The following is a 13,411-nucleotide window of genomic DNA, read 5'->3' on the forward strand; positions in this document are numbered from 1 at the left end:
ACCACCACCTGTTCTCCAAGGGCATCCACCTGATTGTCGACCGCGTCACCGACAACAAGCGCGTCCTGACCTTCTTCGCCAGCGACGGCCGCCTGTTCTTCCTCATCCCCATGGGCTCGCGCACCTGCGTGGGTACCACCGACACCCAGGTGGCGTCCCCGGAAGTGGGCGTGACCGATGAGGACCGCGACTTCGTCCTCAGCAACATCAACACCCTGCTGGATATGGACCCGCCCCTGACCCGCGACAGCATCATCGCCGAGCGCTGCGGCGTGCGCCCGCTGGCAGTGCGCGGCGAAGGTGGCGTGGCGGACTGGGTGCAGCTCTCCCGCAAGCACGAGGTGGAGGTGGACCAGGAACGGATGCACCTCAGCATCCTCGGCGGCAAGCTCACCGACTGCCTGAATGTGGGCGACGAAGTGGTGGCGGCGCTGGCGGCGCTGGGGATTGCCGTGCCTGAACCCGACGCCAACTGGTATGGCGAACCTCCCGCCGAAGTCCACCAGGAATACCTGCGCCAGGCGCGGCTGATGAACCTGGATGAATTGACTGCCGAATCCTCATCCGAGCCGCTGAGTGAACGTTTCTGGCGCCGCTACGGCCAGTCTGCCTTCCACCTGCTGGAGCGGATCCGCGAGGACCGCAGCTGCGCCCGCCTGCTCATCGTTCGCGCCGAATACACCCGCTGCGAAATGGAGCTGACCGCCCAGCGGGAAATGGTGGTAAAACTGGAAGACTTCATGCGCCGTCGCTCCAAGATTGAACTGGTCCTGCGCCCGGAAGAGATTGCCACCGCCCCCGGCCTGCGCCGGGCGGCGGAGATCCTGTTTGGCGACGAGGCGGAGGAGAAGGTTGGGGAGTATCTGGCCGGGTAGGGGTGGGACCGCCACAACTCGTTCTGGCGCCGATAGCAGTGGGTGCTGTGCAAGCACGGCGCGTTCGGCGGTGGCTTGTTTACAGGATTTTCCGGCCTGGTGTTATACGGCCCGGACTTGCCAATACGCTGCAAAGCGACACAAAGGAATTTGTATGGCGATGGAAGAGAGAAAAAAGCTAGCTGTTCTTATCGATGCCGACAATATCAGTCCGGCGCTCTGCGATGCGTTGATTCAAGAGGTCGCCAAATACGGGGTCGCGAGTGTGAAGCGCGCCTACGGTGACTGGACCACCCCGCAACTTACGTCATGGAAGGCGATGCTGCATGAATACGCGATCAGCCCGATGCAGCAGTTTAGCTACACATCAGGCAAGAATTCTACAGACTCTTCAATGATCATTGACGCAATGGACCTGCTCTATACAGAAAAATTCGATGGCTTCTGCCTTGTTACCAGTGATTCTGATTTCACTAAGCTGGCAACCCGTATTCGGGAATCCGGTTTGGTGGCTTACGGGTTCGGTGAAAAGAAGACGCCCGGTTCGTTGCAGGCTGCGTGCGACAAATTCGTTTTTCTTGAGGCCCTTGTCGTTCCATCAAGCGAATCAAATGGCAAAGAGGGAGCTAAGCCGGCTGCAAAAGAGAGGAAGTCCAAGAAGCAGCTGAATCAGGACGCTAAATTGATAAGCCTTATACGAGGTGCTGTCGAGGCAACGTCAGATGATGCGGGCTGGGCGAATATATCCGCCGTGGGCGCACACATCTCCAACCAAAGTTCGTTTGATTCCCGGAATTATGGTTACCGTAAACTAAGTACTTTGATTGAAACGACAGAACTATTCGACATGCAGAAACGGAATCCTCGAGGAAACAATACGTTTGATCTATATATCAGGGATAAGCGTTTTACCGAGTAGTTCCAAGCAATCATTGCGGCGGACGATTGGCCTGCAGCCCACTCTTGCCGCCGCGGAAACAGGCGTTGGCCAAGACGCTGCTGACTGCAGGCGTCAAGGGACGCTGGAAGGCCTGGAACTGAAATTTTTGCCGCCCAGATACGCCAAAAAAAGCGTAAGCTATGGTGGTGGATGCAGTATGCTAGAGTTTTCTTCTTCGGTTCTGTTGTTTTTCTTCTATAGGCCCAAAGCGTCTCCGCGGAGATTTCGGTGGAAATTGATGCCTGTTTTTGATCCCGTATCTGGCCCAGCGACACGCTGCGGGCGGGCGGCTCTGGGAGGGTCCTGCGATCCGTTCCCAGGTGGTTGCCTGGGACGGTTTTGACCGCGCAGTGTACTCACTCCTCGCCGACATCATTCTTATTGCCCACGCTACCTTCGTAGCGTTCGTTGTAATAAGCGTTCCCTGTATTTTTCTTGGGTGGTATTTGCACTGGGCTTGGGTGCGAGTACTCTGGGTCCGGGTAGTCCATCTTGTTGCAACTTGTTTTGTAGCGGCCCAAGCCTGGGCGGGCGTAGTATGCCCGCTGACCACCCTCGAAATGTCGCTGCGGGAGAAAGGCGGACTTGTCGTGTATTCAGGGAGCTTTGTTAAGTACTGGCTGCAGAGAATAATTTACTGGGATCTTCCGGCCTGGATGTTCGTAGTTGCCTACTCGCTTTTTCTTTTGTTGGTGGTCTGTACATGGCTGCTTGTTCCCCCTGCCAGGGGGCAACACAAAGATTCAATTTTGAAATAGGCAGGGTGATCAATATGTGCACTTGGCAATTTATGGAGTTTGGAACGGTGCCCTCCATGGGTAGCAGAAATTTTCGGCGGGGCAATCAAGATGCGCTTGCCAGTGAGGCGCTCTCGTTTGGCAGGGCTCTTTCGCCTGTGGTCTTTCATAACAAAAAAACCTCTCCGCTGAGACGTTGCTTCATTACTCAGGGTTAGGCACACAGCGATGTCCAAACGTCTGGAGATACTCAGTCCCAATATGTTCGCGACTTTTTGCATTGTCGTGCTGGAGGAGTCCGAGCGTCGTGGAGATGTTATTGAAGATGATGAGCTCTACGACCTGGCTCTTGAGTTGTCCGGTGAGAACTTCCCGCAAGCCGAAGCTTTCTGCGAGCGCTTCCGCGGGTTTATTGAAATGACGTTTCGTCCCGAAGCAAAGAAGTACGTGAGTAATGAGTCGGGCAGGATGATGTTTCATCCGGCACTTTTTGAAGCGGCGGCTTGTGCTCGAACGCGTAAAAATGGCCGTTTCCCGGAGCGACCATTTTTCAAGCAAGTCACTGAACTGGCGGCAGGGAAGTACAGTGACTTTACGTTTGACGTTTGACAAGGCCGGCGACGTTTGATTTTGGCCCGCCACTCGGCGGAACACTATCCATCAAGGAAACAGCATGAACCGAAAACTTATCTCCAGCGGATCCGAGTTCGAAACCAGGATCGGCTATTCACGCGCCGTCGTGGATGGTGATTACGTCTTTGTCTCGGGGACCACCGGCTACAACTATGACACCATGTCGATTTCCAGCGACCCCGCTGAGCAGGCCGACCAGTGTTTCAAGAACATAGAGAAGGCGCTTATTGAGGCGGGTAGCGGCATCGACAGTATTGTCCGGGTCCACTACATTTATCCCAACAAGCAGGATTTCGAGCCCTGCTGGCCGGTCTTCAAGAAGTACCTCGGTTCGGCCAGGCCCGCGGCTACGGTGTTTATTGCCGGCCTGCTGGATGATGCCATGAAGCTGGAAATAGAGGTTACCGCCAGATTGAATGAGTGATCCAGTGAAGCGGATCGGGTCTTTGTCCACCGGGTGTATCGTATATCTGATGTCCCATAAGATCGCCCCACAATCCAGGTTGCGGCGTCACTGGGCTGCGGTGTTGGGCGTCGCCGTTTCGCTGCTGGCAGAACAATGGCTAGGTGGTATCGGATGAGCATAAAACGTATTCATCACCTGAACTTCGTCGTGGCAAACCTCGATCACGGTATTGCGGACTTTGAGAAGGTCCTTGGTGGTCAGGTGTTCGAAAAAGATGAATTGCCTCAACGAGGAGTTGTTACCGCCAGAGCCAGGGTGGGAGAGCAATGGTTCGTCCTGGTTCAGCCCACTGATTTCGAGCTCGCACCCGGCAGGCATCTGCGCGAGAAGGGGGAGGGGTTCTTTCTTCTGTCGCTGGAAGTCGACAGCATGGAAGATGCAGTCCGGGACATGGAGCGCAAGGGTGTAAGATTTACCAGCGACATGGACCGCAAGGGACTTCTCAATTGGTGGGTTCGGGACCTGGGCACGGACCATGCGCTGGGTGAGCAGATCCAGCTCTGTGAGGAGCGCGATTGAGCATGGTGGTGGATTACCGGAGAAATCAGGCTCAGTATATTCAGGACGTCGGCTGCCCGCTGCTTGTGCCGCTGTATTCTGTAACTCAGGGCGTCCTGTAACGAGGTGAATAGTATGCGGGATTGGATGTCAGTGTTGTTGCTGCTGCACATTGCGGCAGGCTTCGTTGCTCTTGCCTCTGGCTACCTCGCAGCCCTGATAAAGATTTCCGGACTCGCGCACCGATGGCATGTCATTGCTGGAAGGTTGTTTTTCGCGGCCATGGTGGTGATTTTCTGCACCGCGATTCCGGTTTCCCTGGCGACGCAAAACCATTTCCTGCTGCTGATCGCTATCTTCAGCTTTTATCTGGCACTGTCCGGGTGGAGCTACGCCAGGAACCGATCCGGCGAGCCCTCGCTGACGGACTGGGGCCGCGCGGCCGGTATGGTGGCTGTTGCTATCGTGATGGCGGGCTTTGGCGCTTTCTTGCTCAGCCGCGGCAACAGCAACGGTATAACCATGCTGGTCTTTGCGGGAATTGGCGGCGGACTGGGATACAGGGATTTGCGGATAATCCGCTCTGGAGGTGTCTCCGGGGTAGAGCGCATAGGCCGTCATCTCACCATGATGTTGGCGGGCACTATCGCAACTACCACAGCGTTTCTGGTAGTGAATGTGGACTTCGAGCCGGCCTACATCGTTTGGCTCGCCCCCACTGTGCTGGTAACGCCAATCATCTTCGTCATGAATTCCAGGATTCGGCGTTCCGCCTGAAGGTAAGGCGCGCCTCGAATCGTGGTCAAGCTGCCTTTGCCCAGCCCCTGGAATACCTGCTTGCTCCAGGGGGATTTTAATCTGGCGGGATCAGCGCTTGGCCAAAGCCCCTGAGTTTGGCGAGCAGGGCCAACTGTGTGGGAACGCCATTGAGCCTGGCGGTGGATAAGGTTCAGTCAGACTTTGGAGAGTACTGTGAAAACAAGTTGTCACTGCGGGAATATAACAATTGAAGTGGCGCCACCTGCCCAGGTCACATCCTGTAACTGTTCGATATGCTCCCGGTATCAGGCGCTCTGGGGCTACTACCCGCCGGATCAGGTTAGGGTTGAAGTTCTGGCCGATGGTGAGAGCGTCTATGCCTGGGGCGACAGGCAGCTGGAATTCGTGCGCTGTGCGAACTGCGGTTGTGTGACGCATTATAGAACCCTGCCCGGGCAACCCAGGCCAAAGGTCGCCGTGAACTTCAGGATGGTGCTGGACGACTCGGTGGAGGCTGTTCCCGTACGGCACTTCGATGGCAAAAACACGCGGTGACGGTTTCTCATCTGCAACAGATCATGCTGCGTAGTGTCTTACAGGGAGCACCGGGCGCGCCTGTGTCGAGGTGCCGGGATAATCGTCGGGAGACTTTAATGAACGCAATGTCCAGATTGAACCAGATCATGCAACAGGCCACCGGCGGGCAGTCGACTAACACCGGGGGTAATGCGGGTGGCAATGATATGTTGAACCAGCTTGGCGCTCAGTCCGGGGGCGGCCAGGGATCCGGCGGCAGCGGGATCGATATGAAGAGCCTGCTGGGTGGTGGCGCCCTGGGCCTGCTTCTGGGTTCGAAGCGCGGGCGCAAACTGGGCGGGAAGGCGCTCAAGTACGGTGCCGTGGCGGGCGTCGGGGCACTGGCCTGGAAGGCCTACCAGAACTATCAGGGCAATGCCCGGCAGGGCGCGGCAGTGCAGAGTGCGGCAGCCCAGCAGGGCCAGCCGCTGGAGCAGTTGCAGGGGCAAGCCCAGGAGCGGCGCGGGCTGGAGATCCTCCAGGCCATGATCATGGCAGCGCGCGCCGACGGCCACGTGGACGGCAGCGAGCGTGCCCTGTTGACGCAGGAAATTGACAAACTGGGCCCCGATGATGAGCTGCACGCCTGGATCCAGCAGCAGTTCGAGGTGCCTCTGGATGCGAACGCCCTGGCCCGTGCCGCCGACTCGCCACAGGCCCGCCGTGAAATGTACCTGGTCAGCGCCGCCATTATCGACGTGCAGAACCCCATGGAGCGCGCCTGGCTGGACCAACTCGCCTCCGCTCTTGAACTCGAGCCTACCATGGCCAGGGAGCTGGATAGCCAGCTGCAGGGCGGTGTCTAGCGGCGCCGCCAGCGGCCCGATCGAGACCGGCATAGGAGAACCCGGCTGCTCTGAACTAGACTGCTCTGCAACAGCCGCAACCGGGGGACTCCCATGGCAACGCTCGCTATCGCCGCACTCGCCTTTCTGGCAACGCATCTCGGCATCTCCAGCACCCCGCTCAGGGGAGTGCTCATTGCGTCCCTGGGCGAGCGGTTATACCAGGGGCTGTATTCCCTGGTGGCGGTGGCGATCCTGGGTTGGATGATCTACGCCTACGGCTCGGTGTCGCACGACGACTATCTCTGGTATCCGTCGCCGGCGCTGCAGCTGGTTGCTTCGAGCCTGATGCTGCCTTCCGCGGTGCTGCTGGCGATGGGGCTGCTGTCAAAGAACCCTACCGCTGTGGGCATGGCCTCGGCAGTCAGGCAGGACCTGGCCGGCATTTTCCGCATTACCCGACACCCGGTGCAGTGGGCGTTCCTGCTCTGGGCCATCGCCCACCTGCTGGCCAACGGCGATGTCGCCACGGTGATTCTCGCGGGTACCATCGGCCTGGTCAGCGGCCTGGGCATGCTGTCAATCGATGCGCGGCGGCGCAAGCTTGACGACCCGGACTGGCAGGCGTTCTACCGCACAACCTCCACAATTCCCTTCGCCGCGCTCATCGGCGGGCGCACCCGGCTGGCTCTGGGAGATCTCAATTGGGTGGCGTTCGCTGCGGGCCTGGGTCTGTATGTGGCCCTGTACCTGCTGCACGGCTCCATTACCGGTGTGCCGCTGCGCTGATGTATCACCGATGAAAATCAGCGGATTCGATAGCCTGGTCTGCCCGCTGGACGGCGACCCGTTGCAGCGCGATGGGGCGACCTGGCGCTGCCCGGCCGGCCACAGTTTCGACATCGCCCGCCAGGGTTACGTGCATTTGCTGCCGGTGCAGAACAAGCGCTCCCGGGACCCGGGAGACAGCCGCGAGATGGTGGCCGCGCGGGCGCGCTTCCTGGCGGCGGGGTTTTACCAGCCGCTGGCCGCGGCGGTGGCGCGGGCAGCGCTGGCGGACTTGCCCGCGGATGCGTCGGTGAGTTGCCTGGATGCGGGCTGCGGCGAGGGCTACTACCTGCGGCAACTGGCCGCGGCCGCCGGGTTCGGACACTCGCTGGCCCTGCTGGGGCTGGATATTTCCAAGTGGGCGGTACTGGCCGCCGCGCGGGCCGACTCGCGCCCGTGCTGGGTGGTGGGGAGCAATGCGCGGCTGCCCGTGCCGGCCCAGAGCCTGGACCGGGTGCTGTGCCTGTTCGGTTTCCCGGTCTACCCGGAGTTCGCCCGGGTGCTGAAGCGCGGCGGCGAGCTGCTGCTGGCGGATCCCGGCCCCTCGCACCTGCGTGAAATGCGCGAGCTTATCTACCCGACGCTGAAACCTGCCGACAATGATGCCGCAGCTGCGCCTGAGGGTTTCACCCAGGTGGCGGTGGAAACGGTCACCTACCCCATGCTGCTGGGGGACAATCAGGCCATCGCCGACCTGCTGGCCATGACGCCACACCTGTACCGGGCCAGCGCTGCCGGCAGGGAGCGGCTGCTGGCCCATTCCCGGCTCGCGGTGACCGTGGATGTGCGCCTGACGCGCCTGCGATACATGGCCTGAGAGTCCCGTGGTGAAGCGCGTGGTACAGGACGTTGGGGCCGACCGGGCAGCCCGCGCCGGTTCCTGCTAAAATTCGCCTCCCCTAGCGCAGCAACAGGACAAACAACACCATGGCCGACGTCATCACCGTCCCGGTTTCTTTCGGCGAGGTTCTCGACAAGATCACCATCCTCGAAATCAAGTCCGAGCGCATTGCCGACCCCGCCAAGCTGAAGAATGTGCGCCTGGAGCTGACTGAACTGAGTCGCACCTGGGATGAAGCAGTGCCTGACCAGGCGGCGATCGCGGAGCTGCGCCAACAGCTGAAGGCGGTCAATGAGTCGCTGTGGGTGATCGAGGACGACATTCGCGACCAGGAGGCGGCGCAGGATTTCGGGCCGCGCTTTATCGAACTGGCGCGGGCGGTGTATGTCACCAATGACCAGCGCGCCGCGTTGAAGAAGGATATCAACCTCGCCCTGGGTTCGCGCTTTGTGGAAGAGAAGTCCTACCAGGACTACACGGCCAGGAAGCCGGGCTAACCCTGCGCCCGCGCCGCCATCCAGCGGTCGAGCATGGCCGTGGCGTCGTCCACGGTGATCAGGTCCATGGCCCCGGGGAATTCCGCCTTTGTGCCCCAGCGCGCCTCCGCTACCGCCTTGCCGGTATATTTCCGCAGCGCTTCGGGGTAGCGGTTCACGCACCACTGCAGCGAGCGGTAGGGCCCCGAGCGCAGCGGGTTGCTGGCGGCGAACAGGCCCAGCACGTCGGTGCCCACGGCGCTGGCGATGTGGGCGGGACCGGTGTCCGGGGCCACCAGCAGGTCGGCATGGGTGAGCAGGGCGGTGAGCTGCTTGAGGGTGTCCTGGCCGCAGAGGTCCAGCGCAGGCTCGACCATCGCCGCGGCGATCGCCGCACACATATCCTTTTCGGTGGGCGCCGGGCTGCCCACCAGCACCACCTGCATGCCGTGCCGGCGCACGGCGTGGTCGGCCAGTGCCGCGTAGCGCTCCGCCCGCCAGTTGCGCAGGGGGTGACTGGCGCAGGGGCTGATTACCAGGCTGCGGCGCGCCGGGTCCAGGTGACGGCGGGCAAAATCGTGATCGGCCTGCGCGAGCGGTATCGTCCACAGCGGTGCCGCCGCCGCCAGCCCCAGAGGCTCCAGGAAGCTGGCGAGGCAGTCGCGCACATGCTGCTGCGGGGCGGCGGCGATGCGTTGGTTGATGAACAACTGGTGCAGATCCTTGCTGCGGGAGCGGTCATAGCCAACCCGTACCCGCGCCGGAATCACGGCGGCGGCCAGGTTGGCCCGCAGCGCCACCTGCATGTGCAGCAGGGCGTCAAAGCGCCGGCCGCGCAACTGGCGGCGCAGGTCGCGGTAGCCGCGCCAGCCCGCCTTCTTGTCGAACACGATGAACTCGACCCCGGGCAGATCCCCCACCAGCCGGTGTTCCACCTTGCCGATAATCCAGGTGATCTCGATACCCGGCTGCTGCGCCTGCAGGCTCAGCACCACCGGGATGACGTGGGTTACGTCGCCGATGGCGGAGAGGCGCAGAATACAGAGGGATGTGATCAAGGGGCTGCCTGTTATAATCGCTGGCTGTGATTCTAACCGAGTCCTCCACCGAGGTCTGTATTGTGACGACCCCTGCAAAGCCGGCGGCAGCGTCAGGCGCGTCCATGCTGCTGCGCAACCCGGCATTTCCCGCCGTCACCGCGCAGTGGTTGCAGCCCGGATTCTGGGGCGAGCAGGCCCGGCCCGTCGCGGTCGGCGGGCGCGGCGGTGCCTGGTTTGTGCACAGTGACGCGGGCGAGTTCGTATTGCGGCAGTACCTGCGCGGCGGCCTCGTCGCGCGGCTGTCGCGGGCCAGCTATCTTTTCACCGGTTACCAGCGCAGCAGGGCAATCGCCGAGTTCCGCCTGCTGCAGCGCCTGCGCGAGCTGGATTTGCCGGTGCCTGAACCAGTGGCGGCGCTGGTTTGCCGGCGGGGCCTGTGGCGCTATCGGGCGGCGATCCTGCTGCGGCGCATAGCCGGCGCCAGCCCCCTGCCCGAGGCGCCCGGGGTGGACGACGCGCAGCTGTGGCAGCGCACGGGGCAGATGCTGCGCGCCTTTCACGACGCGGGCCTGGATCACGTGGATTTGAACTGCGACAACATCCTGGTTGCAGACGGGGCATTGTGGCTGATCGACTTCGATCGCTGCCGCCTGCGCCCGGCGGGCCGGGAGGACACTGCCTGGAAAAGGCGCAATCTCGCCCGGCTCCGGCGCTCGGTCAGCAAGCGTTGCCAGGGTGTCGCCTGGCCCGTATTGTGGGCGAGCTTGCTGGAGGGCTACCGGCGCTGAGCCGCCCCTTCCCCAACTGGATGGAAACCGTCATGAATGTATTGGTCACCGGCGTCGCTGGTTTTATCGGCTGTGAAACCGCCCGCCAGCTGCTGGATGCCGGACACACGGTGATCGGCGTCGACAATCTCAACGACTATTATGACGTGGCCCTCAAGCGCGCCCGGCTGGCGCGGTTGGAAGGGCGGCCGGGCTACAGCCAGGAGCTGTTTTGTCTCTCTGATGCGCCCCGGTTGCGGGCACTGTTTGCTACCCACAAGCCCGATCACGTGGTCCACCTGGCGGCGCAGGCGGGGGTGCGCTACTCGCTGACCCATCCCGAGGCGTATATCACTTCCAATCTCGTCGCCTTTGGCAATATGCTGGAGTGCTGCCGCCACAATCCGGTCGCGCACCTGGTCTACGCCAGCAGCAGTTCGGTATACGGCAGCAATGCGCGGCAGCCCTTCAGCGTCAGTCACGGGGTGGATCACCCGGTGTCTCTGTACGCGGCGACCAAGAAAGCCAATGAGCTGATGGCTCACTCCTACAGCCACCTGTACCAGCTGCCGACCACCGGCCTGCGCTTTTTCACCGTGTACGGCCCCTGGGGCCGCCCGGACATGGCGCCGATGATTTTCTGCCGCAAGATTCTCGCCGGCGAACCCATCGAGGTGTTCAACCACGGCCAGCATCGCCGCGATTTCACCTTCATTGACGATATCGTCGACGGCATCCTGCGGGTGCTCGGTGTGCCGCCGCGGCCGAATCCGGACTGGGACGCGCTGGCGGCGGATCCGGCCACATCCAGCGCGCCCTACCGGGTGTTCAATATCGGCTGCGAGCAGCCGGTGCACCTGCTGGAATTCATCGGCCTGCTGGAGCAGCGCCTGGGCCGCGAGGCACGAAAAATCATGCTGCCCATGCAGCCCGGGGATGTGCCGGATACCTATGCCGACGTCAGCGCCCTGCGTGCAGCCACGGGGTATGCACCGCGCACCGGCATCGTGGAGGGCGTGCAGCGGTTCGTGGACTGGTATCTCGATTTCTACGGGGCGGACGCCAGTCGTTCCTGATACCAGGCGAAGGTGTTGACGGCGGTTTGACCGGCGTTGAACTCCCGGGCGATACGCTCCCGCGCCGCCGCAGCACGGCGGCGGGTGCTTTCCCGATCCGCCAGCGCCGCGCTCACCGCCGCGGCCAGCGCCGGGGCGTTGCGCATCGGCACCAGCAGCCCGGTCTCCCCGTCCAGGACCAGTTCCCGGGTGCCCCCGGTATCGGTGGCGACGACCGGTGTGTTCACGCACATGGCCTCGATGACCACCCGCGGCAGGCCCTCCCCGCTTGCCGATGGCGACACCAGCAGATCCGCCGCGCGCAGGATATTGGTGACGTCATTGCGGTAGCCGGCAAAGTGCACCCGCTGCGGGTGCCGGCAGCGTGCGCTGCGCGCGCGCACCTTGGCATTGCGGTCTACCGAGCCGATCAGCAGCAGGTGGCAGTTGAGTTCATCCGGCAGGGCGTCGAAGGCTTCGAGGAGGGTAAGCGTGCCCTTTTTCGCACTGTCGCGGCTGATACAGCAGAGCGTGGTCGCTCCCGCAGGGACGCCAAATTCGTCGAGTGACGCGGGCTTCACGTCATACCAGGCCAGCTCGTGGCCCTTGTGAATGGTTTTCACTTTCTCCGCGGGCAGGTGCAGCCACAGCAGGCGCACGGACAACAGTGCCTGGCGAATGGCCTCGGCCACGCACATGATGCCGTCCAGCCGGGGGTTGAGGAAGGTGGTCCAGGCTTCCGGCTTGGTGTAGCTCACGCCGGTGGTGACCCCGCGATAGGCCAGCAGCCGCGCCCGGTGGTCGCTGGCGGCTCGCAGCATGCAGGTGACGGCGCGGGAGTTGAAGGCGTGCACGATGTCGTAGTCGCAAGCGTAGACGGTTTTCCGTATCAATGCGGTGGCCTGGCGGTCGAGACGGCTGTGGATCTGCAGGGGGATCACCTTCAGCCCCGCGTCCAGCAGCAGCCCGTGATAGCGCCCCACGGGGTTGCTCATGACCGCCAATGTTTCTGCCTGCCGCGACAGGCGGATAAACAGCTCGGTCTCGGCGCGGTCGGCGCAATCGGTTATGCACAGAACTTTCATGGTGCCGCATCCTTTGTCGGCGTTGGAATCCGCGTGAGCACCTGCGCTATAGTAGCGGCGCGGCGGGTGGCCCGGTGGGGCTGCGTTGACGACGTCGGCCACGCAGATTGACGAGAGTATACACAATGATTCCATCGGCACGAGGCCAACAGCTGCTGGCGGGCCTGGCGGTCGCCGGTTTCGCGGGGTCTCTGGTGTACTCCAGCCTGCTCACGACAGCGGTCGTCCTGATTGCCGCAGCCGGCTGCGCCCCGGCGCTGCGGCAACAGCTTCGGGCCAGCGGCTGGGACCGCCCCCGGGAGCTGCGCCTGCTACATTTTGCCTGCTGGTTTCCGGTGCTGGTGTATGTACTGTTCTGGATCGACTCCGGCTTCGACTACAGGGCCCTGAAGGAGCTCGACGGCCCCGGTCGCCTGGTGCTGTTCTGGCCGCTGCTGCTGGCCCTGAGCTGGTCCGGGCTTGATGCCAGGCGGCTGTTTGCCGGGTTTGCGCTGATGGCGTTGGGAGCCGCACTGCACACCGGAGCCAGCCTGTGCCTGGCGCCTCCGAGCGGGGAACCGCTGCGCGTCGGCCTGTGGATCAATCCCATTACCCTGGGCAACCTCGCCCTGCTGGCCGCGGCGGCGCTGCTCTCGGCCGCTCTGTTCTGGCACCGGCTGCAGCAGCCGGTGCGGGTGTGGCTGGCGCTGGGGCTGGCCGGCCTGGCGCTCGCCGCCGCACTGCTCACCCAGACCCGCAACAACCTGCTCGCCCTGCCGTTGCTGCTGGTGGTGCTGTCGCTGCAGCTACCGGTTCGCCAGCGGGCCCTGGTGTTGCTGGCGGGCGCGGCGCTGTTGCTGCTGACCGTGGCGGGCAATCACCGTTTTCTCGACACCCTGAGCGGGCTGCAGCTGGGTGAGCTCGATATGCCGGTGGCGTCGCGCCTGGCGGTGTGGGATATCGCCTGGGAACAGTTTGCCAACCACCCGTGGACCGGCAGTGGGCTGAACGGCTATCAGACTGCGGTGCAGGATGCGCTGGAGACGGGTGAGTTTGCAGAGACGGCGTTTA

17 protein-coding genes are annotated in these 13,411 nt (G+C 62.5%); 15 read left to right on the forward strand and 2 right to left on the reverse strand.

All coding sequences use genetic code 11. From position 1 onward, the window contains the following. The 12 genes from RJQ10_RS17470 to RJQ10_RS17520 all read left to right on the forward strand — a co-directional run. Window positions 1-875: glycerol-3-phosphate dehydrogenase C-terminal domain-containing protein (locus RJQ10_RS17470; RefSeq protein ID WP_350148665.1), on the forward strand; the 875-nt coding region annotated here is incomplete at its 5' end. A gap of 154 nt (window positions 876-1,029) precedes the next feature. Then, the gene (locus tag RJQ10_RS17475; RefSeq protein WP_350148666.1) at window positions 1,030-1,794 is read left to right on the forward strand and encodes an NYN domain-containing protein; all 765 of its coding nucleotides are present in this window, start codon (window positions 1,030-1,032) and stop codon (window positions 1,792-1,794) included. A gap of 371 nt (window positions 1,795-2,165) precedes the next feature. Then, window positions 2,166-2,573 (forward strand): DUF2784 domain-containing protein, encoded by a 408-nt coding sequence (locus RJQ10_RS17480; RefSeq protein WP_350148680.1) that lies wholly within the window; start codon window positions 2,166-2,168, stop codon window positions 2,571-2,573. 207 nt (window positions 2,574-2,780) lie between these two features. Beyond that, the gene (locus RJQ10_RS17485; protein ID WP_350148667.1) at window positions 2,781-3,161 is read left to right on the forward strand and encodes a hypothetical protein; all 381 of its coding nucleotides are present in this window, start codon (window positions 2,781-2,783) and stop codon (window positions 3,159-3,161) included. Window positions 3,162-3,225: 64 nt separating this feature from the next. Beyond that, complete coding sequence (locus RJQ10_RS17490) at window positions 3,226-3,609, forward strand: RidA family protein (RefSeq protein WP_350148668.1); 384 nt, start codon at window positions 3,226-3,228, stop codon at window positions 3,607-3,609. Between the two features lie 153 nt (window positions 3,610-3,762). After that, window positions 3,763-4,170 (forward strand): VOC family protein, encoded by a 408-nt coding sequence (locus RJQ10_RS17495; RefSeq protein ID WP_350148669.1) that lies wholly within the window; start codon window positions 3,763-3,765, stop codon window positions 4,168-4,170. A gap of 132 nt (window positions 4,171-4,302) precedes the next feature. After that, the gene (locus RJQ10_RS17500) at window positions 4,303-4,926 is read left to right on the forward strand and encodes a hypothetical protein (protein WP_350148670.1); all 624 of its coding nucleotides are present in this window, start codon (window positions 4,303-4,305) and stop codon (window positions 4,924-4,926) included. 195 nt (window positions 4,927-5,121) lie between these two features. Continuing rightward, on the forward strand, window positions 5,122-5,463 hold the full coding sequence (locus RJQ10_RS19090; protein ID WP_502880255.1) for a GFA family protein: 342 nt from the start codon (window positions 5,122-5,124) through the stop codon (window positions 5,461-5,463). Window positions 5,464-5,561: 98 nt separating this feature from the next. Then, on the forward strand, window positions 5,562-6,290 hold the full coding sequence (locus tag RJQ10_RS17505) for a tellurite resistance TerB family protein (protein ID WP_350148671.1): 729 nt from the start codon (window positions 5,562-5,564) through the stop codon (window positions 6,288-6,290). A 93-nt stretch (window positions 6,291-6,383) separates the two neighbouring features. Next, window positions 6,384-7,058, forward strand: coding sequence for an NnrU family protein (locus RJQ10_RS17510; protein ID WP_350148672.1), 675 nt, complete (start codon window positions 6,384-6,386; stop codon window positions 7,056-7,058). 10 nt (window positions 7,059-7,068) lie between these two features. Next, window positions 7,069-7,914: a putative RNA methyltransferase gene (locus RJQ10_RS17515; protein WP_350148673.1), complete on the forward strand. Its 846-nt coding sequence runs from the start codon at window positions 7,069-7,071 to the stop codon at window positions 7,912-7,914. A gap of 110 nt (window positions 7,915-8,024) precedes the next feature. Then, the gene (locus tag RJQ10_RS17520; protein WP_350148674.1) at window positions 8,025-8,435 is read left to right on the forward strand and encodes a DUF6165 family protein; all 411 of its coding nucleotides are present in this window, start codon (window positions 8,025-8,027) and stop codon (window positions 8,433-8,435) included. On the opposite strand, the gene RJQ10_RS17525 is transcribed toward RJQ10_RS17520, so the two are convergent. Further along, the gene (locus RJQ10_RS17525) at window positions 8,432-9,472 is read right to left on the reverse strand and encodes a glycosyltransferase family 9 protein (RefSeq protein ID WP_350148675.1); all 1,041 of its coding nucleotides are present in this window, start codon (window positions 9,470-9,472) and stop codon (window positions 8,432-8,434) included. The genes RJQ10_RS17520 and RJQ10_RS17525 overlap by 4 nt on opposite strands. 62 nt (window positions 9,473-9,534) lie before the next feature. Between RJQ10_RS17525 and RJQ10_RS17530 the strand changes: the two genes are divergently transcribed. Both RJQ10_RS17530 and RJQ10_RS17535 read left to right on the forward strand, forming a co-directional pair. Continuing rightward, window positions 9,535-10,242, forward strand: a complete 708-nt coding sequence (locus RJQ10_RS17530; protein ID WP_350148676.1) for a 3-deoxy-D-manno-octulosonic acid kinase — start codon at window positions 9,535-9,537, stop codon at window positions 10,240-10,242. A 32-nt stretch (window positions 10,243-10,274) separates the two neighbouring features. Beyond that, the gene (locus tag RJQ10_RS17535) at window positions 10,275-11,297 is read left to right on the forward strand and encodes an NAD-dependent epimerase (RefSeq protein ID WP_350148677.1); all 1,023 of its coding nucleotides are present in this window, start codon (window positions 10,275-10,277) and stop codon (window positions 11,295-11,297) included. Here the strand turns inward: RJQ10_RS17535 and RJQ10_RS17540 are convergent. Then, a complete protein-coding gene (locus tag RJQ10_RS17540) occupies window positions 11,270-12,361 on the reverse strand; it encodes a glycosyltransferase (protein ID WP_350148678.1) in 1,092 nt (363 codons plus the stop codon). The genes RJQ10_RS17535 and RJQ10_RS17540 overlap by 28 nt on opposite strands. A gap of 125 nt (window positions 12,362-12,486) precedes the next feature. On the opposite strand from RJQ10_RS17540, the gene RJQ10_RS17545 reads away from it, so the two are divergent. Beyond that, window positions 12,487-13,411, forward strand: a 925-nt coding sequence (locus RJQ10_RS17545; protein ID WP_350148679.1) for an O-antigen ligase family protein, incomplete at its 3' end; no start/stop codon positions are given.

It is taken from the genome of Haliea sp. (assembly GCF_040222615.1).
GTDB lineage: Bacteria > Pseudomonadota > Gammaproteobacteria > Pseudomonadales > Halieaceae > Haliea.

Bases quoted from the DNA above. Each gene is read 5' to 3' on its own strand.
- RJQ10_RS17475 (WP_350148666.1), top strand. From the start codon at position 1,030: ATGGCGATGGAAGAGAGAAAAAAGCTAGCTGTTCTTATCGATGCCGAC.
- RJQ10_RS17485 (WP_350148667.1), top strand. From the start codon at position 2,781: ATGTCCAAACGTCTGGAGATACTCAGTCCCAATATGTTCGCGACTTTT.
- RJQ10_RS17490 (WP_350148668.1), top strand. From the start codon at position 3,226: ATGAACCGAAAACTTATCTCCAGCGGATCCGAGTTCGAAACCAGGATC.
- RJQ10_RS17495 (WP_350148669.1), top strand. From the start codon at position 3,763: ATGAGCATAAAACGTATTCATCACCTGAACTTCGTCGTGGCAAACCTC.
- RJQ10_RS17505 (WP_350148671.1), top strand. From the start codon at position 5,562: ATGAACGCAATGTCCAGATTGAACCAGATCATGCAACAGGCCACCGGC.
- RJQ10_RS17510 (WP_350148672.1), top strand. From the start codon at position 6,384: ATGGCAACGCTCGCTATCGCCGCACTCGCCTTTCTGGCAACGCATCTC.
- RJQ10_RS17515 (WP_350148673.1), top strand. From the start codon at position 7,069: ATGAAAATCAGCGGATTCGATAGCCTGGTCTGCCCGCTGGACGGCGAC.
- RJQ10_RS17520 (WP_350148674.1), top strand. From the start codon at position 8,025: ATGGCCGACGTCATCACCGTCCCGGTTTCTTTCGGCGAGGTTCTCGAC.
- RJQ10_RS17535 (WP_350148677.1), top strand. From the start codon at position 10,275: ATGAATGTATTGGTCACCGGCGTCGCTGGTTTTATCGGCTGTGAAACC.
- RJQ10_RS17540 (WP_350148678.1), bottom strand. From the start codon at position 12,361: ATGAAAGTTCTGTGCATAACCGATTGCGCCGACCGCGCCGAGACCGAG.